Here is a 6734-nt window from a genome sequence, read left to right as displayed (position 1 = left end):
CCCCCTCGCACGAGGGGGTGCCGGGCAACGGCGTTCGCGCGCCGCGCGGCTACTGCGGGGCGACCGGCTCGCAGCCGTACCCGGCGGCCGTCGCGTTGGCCCAGGTCCGGAAGGCCGGGTTCTGGACGGCCGGGGCCGTGCCGGTGATCGCGAACCCGAAGGCGTGCAGCGTGAGGTTCCCGCTTCCGCAGGGGGCGACCACGGTGCTGCCGTCGCCGGTGCCCCGCCAGCCGTCCGGCAGCGGCCCCAGCGGCTTGCCGTCGGCGAGCAGGGCGAATCCCGGGTAGCGGGTGTCGAGGGTACCGGTGAACTCGTAGAGCGGCTTCGCCCGGATCCCGTCGTGGACCCAGCAGCTGCGGACCGGTGCCGAGGGGCTGCTCACGTCCTGCCGGGCCCCGGGCGGGAGCGCGCCGTCGTCGGCGGCCCCGGGGACCCCGCAGAGCGTGTCCCCGACGACGGGCTGTCCGATCCGCTCACCGGCGGTCAGATGGACGTCGGGCACCTCCGCCGGTCCGCAGCCGGAGCGGCGGGCGACCGCGGCCGAGAAGTCCGCGGCCAACCGGGCCAGGCCCTCGCGCGCCTCGGGAGAGGCGGCAGGGTCGGCGCGGGCGAAGCGGTAGGGGTCGGGCTGGCCGTCGCGGATCACGTCCACGGTGACCGCGTCGGCGTCCCGGGTCGGGAAGTTGTCCGTGTCCCTGGAATCCAGCCGGCAGCCCGGGGCCATCAGCAGCCAGCCGCGGGCGTTGCCGAACGCGCCGACCGCCCCCCGATCCGGCTGGGCCATCGCCGGATCGGCCCGCAGGGACGGCTCGGCGAGTGCGGCGAGCCTGGTCCGCAGATGGAGTTCGGCGACGTACGTGTTGCCGCGCCTGAGGCTGATGGCGCAGGACGCCTCGGGGCTGCCCCGGTCGCTCGACGCGCTGCTCCCGGCGACCACGATCCTGCCGCTGCCGAGGACCCGCTGCGCGTCCTTCGACGCGACGGCGCCCGCACAGAGCCTGTCCGGGAGGAACAGGTTGGTGTACCGCCACGTCGCGAAGCCCCCCGCGCCGAGGGCGAGCACGAGGACGCCCGCGACGATCGCCCAGGCGCGTCGGGAGAGTCTCACTCCTGACCGTTCCGGCCGAGGGCGCTCATGGCGTTCGCGTGGCCGCTGGTGTGGCCGAGCGCGATGTTGGAGTACACCAGGTCGGTGCGCTGGCCCGTGGTGTCGCCGTTGGCCTGGCCCCAGCCGCGGGCCATCTCCTTGCTCTGGTTCAGCGCGGCGAAGTGCGAGTCCGAGGCCTCCTTGTTGCCCGTGTGCTGGGCGTCCTTCTTGACGTCGTCCGCCCACTTCTCGATGCCCATGTCGACGAGCGTGCCCGCGATGTCGCCGACCTCGGGGATGAAGCCGGTCACGGTGCCGTTCATGGAGGAGGCGAGGGAGCCGGTCTTGTCGGCCCACTCCATCCGCTCGTCCTTGTTGTCGAGGATGACGTCGGTCCGGATGGCGTCGTAGGCACCGAGCGCCGTTCCGACGCGCTGCGCCGGGACGTCGACGACGCTGCGGTCGGCGCCGGGATCGGCCGGCAGCGCGCCGATGAGTTCGGCGGTCCTGGCCCGTTCCGAGGTGTAGAGGAGCGCGTAGGCCTCGGGCTCGTCGGAGACGCCGCGCAGGACACGGGTGAGGCTGTCGGCGCCCCCGTCGAGATGGCCGGCGCCGTTCTCCTCGCGGACACCGCCCCCACCGCTGCTGACGTGGTCGCTGAGGATCCTGTGGGTGTCGTCCACGTAGTCCGAGAGCGCGTTGGCCAGCGGCATCTTCAGGTCGTCGTGGATCTCGCTGCCCTTGGCGTCCCCGTCCAGCGCCTCGATGACGCCCTGCATCACCCGCGCCTGCGCCGGGGTGTGCGGGCCGCCGTTGTGGGTGCCCTCGCCGGGGGCGTCGCCGGTGGCGGCGGCCTCCAGGGCGGCGGCGAGGCCCTCCTGGTGGGTGGTCTTGTCGACCATCGGCGGGCCGTACAGGGTGTTGACGTACGAGGTGGGCCACTCGCGGTCGCGCAGCAGGTACTTGAGCCGGTCCTCGGCGCCCGGCCCCTTGGGGTCGAGGAACTGGGTGGCGGCCTCCGGGTTCTGCCCCATCAGCTTGAGCACGCCGTTCACCGGGTCGTACTCCAGGTCCGGGCGCGGGCCGTTGAACTGGTGGGCGGACCAGCGGTTCTTGTTGTCGCGCTCGGCGGCGAGGACGTCGGTGCCGAGGTCGTTCAGGAACTGCGCGCCGTACCCGGCGTTGCCCTTCTGCAGCAGGGTGGCCAGCGTCTGGTAGCCGTAGATCGGCTCGCTCTTGCCGCCGAAGTGGCGGGCGTTGATGTTCTTGACGCCGGCCTCCTGGAGGCCCTTGCGGAAGTCCTGGTAGAACTTCCCGCCGGTGTCCCGGGTGGCGCCGGCGATGGTGTTGGCGAGGTTGGTCTGGAGTTCGCCGTACTCGCCCTTGAGCTTGCCGTTCCGGTCGTTGAGCCGGACCTCCAGTTCGTCGGCGAGCAGCAGGGTGCCCTCCGGGCCGAGCGCGTTGAGCAGGGTCTGGCCGTAGACCGGGCTGCCGGAGTTGGCCTTCATCAGGTTGTTGAGTTCGGCGAGTTCCTCGGGGGTGAGGGTCTTGCCGTCCTTCAGCCGGGAGGCGAGGTCGGCGGCCCGCCGGCCGTCGGCCTCGTCGCCGCCGCCGACCGCCCCGCCGTTGAACTCGTTGGTGAGGTCGCCGACCCTGGCGGCGCGGCGGAGCTGGAGGGCGGCCCGCTGGTCGGCCGCGGTGGCCTCCTCCAGGCAGATCCTGATCCGCTGCGCCCACCGGCCGGCGGCCTCGCCGCGTTCCTGCTGGTAGTCCGGGTCGTGGTGGTAGGCCTGCTTGGTGGCCGGGTCGAGCGCGCCGACGTCGAACACGACGGTGCCGGTGCCGGTCACCTTCATGCCGTCGGCCCGGGCGTCGGCGACGGCCTGCTTCAGCTTCTTCTGCGCCGCCTCGAAGTCGTTCCTGGCGTCGGTGATGATCGACGCCACGGCCCTGGCCTCGGTCTGCGCGTCGATGCTCTGCTGCTTGGTCCGGCTGACGTGCAGGTCGGCGGCGGACGCGGTGGAGCCCAGCCACAGGCCCTGGTTGCCGGTGACCGCGAGCACCTCGTTCTCCAGCCGGCGCTGGACGGCCTGGTACTTGCCGGCCATCGCCGTCCAGTCGGCGGCGGCCTTGGTCATGGCCGACGGGTCGGCCTTCATGACGTCCTCGAAGCCGAGCAGGCTCATGCGGTCACGCCTTCCCGGTGAACGACGTGGCGATGCCGTGCTCGACGCTCAGGTAGTTGGTGTGGGTCTGCCGCATCATCCCGGCCTCCTGGTTGATCCGGCCGTTGAGCTGCGACACCTGCTCGTGCCACTCCTGGAGCGCGCCGCGCAGCGCCGCCGCGGTGTCCCAGCCGCTCAGCCTCCCGGCGGCCGCCTCGGTCGACTCGTCCGCGGCCTTCCCGGCCGCGGTGCTGTCGCCGGCGATGCCGTCGAGCGCGGTGGCCGCCTTGTCGAGCGCGGCCGTCGACACCTTCGTCGGCGCCCCGCCGCCCGGGCCCTGGCCCAGCTTCAGGTCCGGATCCGCCATCACATCTCCCCGTTGTGTCCACACCCGGCCGGAGTCCGGCCGTCCGCGAATTTTCACGGGACGTTAGCACGTCAAATCCGGCCCCCCGCAAGGTGCGAGCCCGTTCGCGGGGGACCGGGCGGGGTCAGGGTTTCGGGTCCCCGCAGGCGCTGATGGCGAGGCCCGCCTCGTCGGAGGCGCGGTGGGGGTCGCGGGCGCGGATGGCGTCGACGATCTTGTCGTGGCCGAGGTAGCGCTCGGCGACGAGCTCGGGGCCGACGTCGTGGCGCAGGTGGGCGCGCATGACCTCGCCGAGGTCGGCGTAGAGGGCCGCGAGGACGTCGTTGTGGGCGGCGGCGACCACGGCCTGGTGGAAGGAGGCGTCGGCCTGGACGAAGTCCTCGGCGTCGCCGGAGTGCCAGGCGTCCTCGCGGCGGGCCAGGGCGGCGTCGATGAGGGCGAGGTCGCGGTCGGTGCGGCGGGTGGCGGCGAGGCCGGCGGCGGAGGTCTCCAGGGTGGCCCGCAGTTCGGCGACCTGGGCCCGGTCGGCGTCGGCGAAGCGGCGGTGCATCACGCCGGCGAGCTCGCTGGTGGCCAGGACGTAGGTGCCGGAGCCCTGGCGGATGTCGAGCAGGCCGTTGTGGGCGAGGGCGCGGACGGCCTCGCGGACCGTGTTCCTGGCCACACCGAGCTGTTCGACGAGGGCGGCCTCGGTGGGGATGCGCGAGCCGACGGGCCACTCGCCGGAGGTGATCTGACCGCGCAGCTGGGCGATCACCTGGTCGGACAGCGGGGTGCGCCTCGGCGAGGACAGCGCCACGGGGGACTCCTTGGGTCGGACGGGTCGGGCCATCATGCCAATTCCAGGGTGCACTAATTCATCCCATCATTCTATGATGGCCCGCATGTCGTCCGCAGCAGACACCGCAGACCCGGCCGCCGCCTCCGCCGCCGCCGGGGCCCGGGCCGGGACCGAGCGTCCCGCCCCGTCCCCCCGCCGTCACCTCGGCTGGCTGTTCGCCGTCGCGATCGCCGCCGCCGCGTTCAACCTCCGCCCCGTGGTCACCAGCCTCGGGCCGCTCCTGGACCAGGTCCGCACCGACCTCGGGATGAGCCCGACGGTGGCCGGCCTGCTCACCGCCGTCCCCTCGCTCTGCTTCGCGCTGTTCGGCTTCGCCGCCCCCGGCCTGGCCCGCCGGGTCGGCCCGGTCGCGGTGGTCACCGCGGGCATGGGCGCGATCACCGCCGGCGTGCTGGCCCGCTCTTTCGCGGGCGGCACGGCCGTCTTCCTGCTGCTCACCGCGCTCGCGCTGGCCGGGGTGGCGGTCGCCAACGTGCTGCTCCCGGTGGTGATCAAGCGGTACTTCCCGGAGAAGGTCGGTCCGATGATCGGCCTCTACTCGATGGCCCTGTCGGCCGGCACCGCGCTGGCCGCGGCCGTCACCGTCCCGCTGACCCGCGGGCTCGGCGGGGACTGGCGGGTCGGCCTCGGCGTCTGGGCCGCGCTCGGCGCCGTCGCCCTGCTGCTCTGGCTCCCGCAGCTGCTGCTCCGGCGGCGGGGGGCCGCCGGGCCGGCGGCCGGCGCCTCCGCCGCGGTGAAGCTGCCGATCACCCGCAGCCGGACCGCCTGGGCGCTGGCCTGCTTCTTCGGCTGCCAGGCGACCGGCGCCTACGTGGTGATGGGCTGGCTGCCGAAGATCTTCCAGGACGCGGGCGTCTCCGAGGGCACCTCCGGCGTCCTGCTGGCGGTGGTCATGGTGATCGGCGTGCCGGTCTCCTTCGTGCTGCCCAACCTGGCGGCCCGGCGCGGCGACCAGCGGCTCTTCGTGGTGGTCCTGGCGACGTTCGGCATCGCCGGCTACACCGGTCTGATGCTCGCCCCGGCCGGCGGGGCGTGGCTCTGGGCGGTCCTGGTGGGCCTGTCCAACTGCGCCTTCCCGCTGGTGCTGACCATGATCGGCCTGCGCGCCCGGACCACCGGCGGGGTGGCCCAGCTGTCGGCCTTCTCCCAGGGCGTCGGCTACCTGATCTCCATCCCCGGCCCGATCCTGATCGGTCGGCTCTACGACGCCACCGGCCAGTGGTACCTGCCGCTGGGCTTCCTGGTGCTGCTGCTGGTGCCGCAGGTGCTGTTCGGCCTGCGGGCGGCCCGGGCCCGGCACATCGAGGACGAGGCGCCCGCGGCCCCGGCCGCGGTCTGAGCCCGGGCCCGGCCGGGGTCCGGACCACCGGACCCGGCGACGGTGGCCGGGGCGGTGCGGGACGGGCGTGTTCGGGGTGGGAGAATCCCGGACATGCCCGTTCTCGAACCGAACCCCACCGACGGCCACAAGAAGCTCGGCCAGCTCGCCGCGATCATCGGCGGCATCGTCGTCCTGCTGATCATCGTGGCGACCGTCGCCAAGAGCATGGGCTGACGCACCGCGTTCGCCCCCCCTGCGCCGGGTGAACGGCGGGTGGATCCCGCACGGCACCGCCCGGCGCGCCGCCGGGCGGCGGCAGCGGGCAGCGCCGCGCTCCCGGCCGGCTTTTCTGCCAAGCTTGCTGGGTATGAGCGCCGACACGCCCCGCAGGATCATCGTTCTCCGCCATGCCAAGGCCGACTGGCCGAACGGCGTCGACGACCACGAGCGGCCGCTGGCCGACCGGGGCCGCCACCAGGCCCCGGAAGCCGGCCGCTGGCTCACCGACTCCGGCATCAACCCCGACTACGTGCTCTGCTCCACCGCCCTGCGCACCCGGGAGACGTGGAAGCTCGCCGCGCACGAGCTGCCCAAGCGCCCGCGCCGGACGGTGTACGAGGACCGGATCTACGAGGCCAGCCCGGGGGAGATCATCAGCGTCCTCCAGGAGACCCCGGAGGAGCACGCCGACCTGCTCCTGGTCGGCCACAACCCGGGGGTGCTCGGCCTGACCCAGGTGCTGGCCGGCGACGAGGGCGACCGGGACGCGCTGGAGCGGCTGCGGCTCGGCGGCTTCCCGACCGCGGCCGTCGCGGTGCTCAGCTTCTCCGGCTCCTGGAAGGACGTCGAGCCGGGCGTCGCGGAGCTGGTCTCGTACTTCACGCCGCAGGACTGAGCGGGCCCGGGGGCGGCCCCGGAAACGGGCGAGGGGCGGGGGGGCCCCCGGGCACCCC

At 73.8% G+C, this 6734-nt stretch carries 7 protein-coding genes; 3 read left to right on the top strand and 4 right to left on the bottom strand.

Annotated elements, in window-relative coordinates; translation table 11 throughout:
- Positions 1–49: 49 nt before the first annotated feature.
- The 4 genes from ACFCX4_RS33535 to ACFCX4_RS33520 form a co-directional block, all read right to left on the bottom strand.
- Positions 50–1108 carry a hypothetical protein gene (locus ACFCX4_RS33535; protein ID WP_376150782.1) on the bottom strand — a complete coding sequence of 353 codons (1059 nt, stop codon included), beginning with the start codon at positions 1106–1108 and terminating at the stop codon, positions 50–52.
- Positions 1105–3273, bottom strand: coding sequence for a DUF6571 family protein (locus ACFCX4_RS33530; protein ID WP_376150780.1), 2169 nt, complete (start codon positions 3271–3273; stop codon positions 1105–1107). Before ACFCX4_RS33530 ends, ACFCX4_RS33535 begins: the two co-directional genes overlap by 4 nt.
- A 4-nt stretch (positions 3274–3277) precedes the next feature.
- A complete protein-coding gene (locus ACFCX4_RS33525; RefSeq protein WP_376150778.1) occupies positions 3278–3619 on the bottom strand; it encodes a hypothetical protein in 342 nt (113 codons plus the stop codon).
- A 124-nt stretch (positions 3620–3743) separates the two neighbouring features.
- Positions 3744–4418: a FadR/GntR family transcriptional regulator gene (locus ACFCX4_RS33520; protein ID WP_376150776.1), complete on the bottom strand. Its 675-nt coding sequence runs from the start codon at positions 4416–4418 to the stop codon at positions 3744–3746.
- A gap of 76 nt (positions 4419–4494) precedes the next feature.
- Here ACFCX4_RS33520 and ACFCX4_RS33515 point away from each other — a divergent pair, with 76 nt between their 5' ends.
- The 3 genes from ACFCX4_RS33515 (at position 4495) to ACFCX4_RS33505 (ending at position 6676) form a co-directional block, all read left to right on the top strand.
- Positions 4495–5799 carry an MFS transporter gene (locus tag ACFCX4_RS33515; RefSeq protein ID WP_376150774.1) on the top strand — a complete coding sequence of 435 codons (1305 nt, stop codon included), beginning with the start codon at positions 4495–4497 and terminating at the stop codon, positions 5797–5799.
- A gap of 93 nt (positions 5800–5892) precedes the next feature.
- Positions 5893–6015, top strand: a complete 123-nt coding sequence (locus ACFCX4_RS33510; protein WP_376150772.1) for an SGM_5486 family transporter-associated protein — start codon at positions 5893–5895, stop codon at positions 6013–6015.
- A 133-nt stretch (positions 6016–6148) separates the two neighbouring features.
- Complete coding sequence (locus tag ACFCX4_RS33505) at positions 6149–6676, top strand: histidine phosphatase family protein (protein WP_376150770.1); 528 nt, start codon at positions 6149–6151, stop codon at positions 6674–6676.
- The last annotated feature ends 58 nt before the right edge of the window (positions 6677–6734 follow it).

Source organism: Kitasatospora sp. NPDC056327 (assembly GCF_042261735.1).
Taxonomy (GTDB): Bacteria; Actinomycetota; Actinomycetes; order Streptomycetales; family Streptomycetaceae; genus Kitasatospora.
The sequence above is the reverse complement of the archived record's forward strand: the minus strand, read 5'-3'. Positions and strand labels throughout refer to the sequence as shown.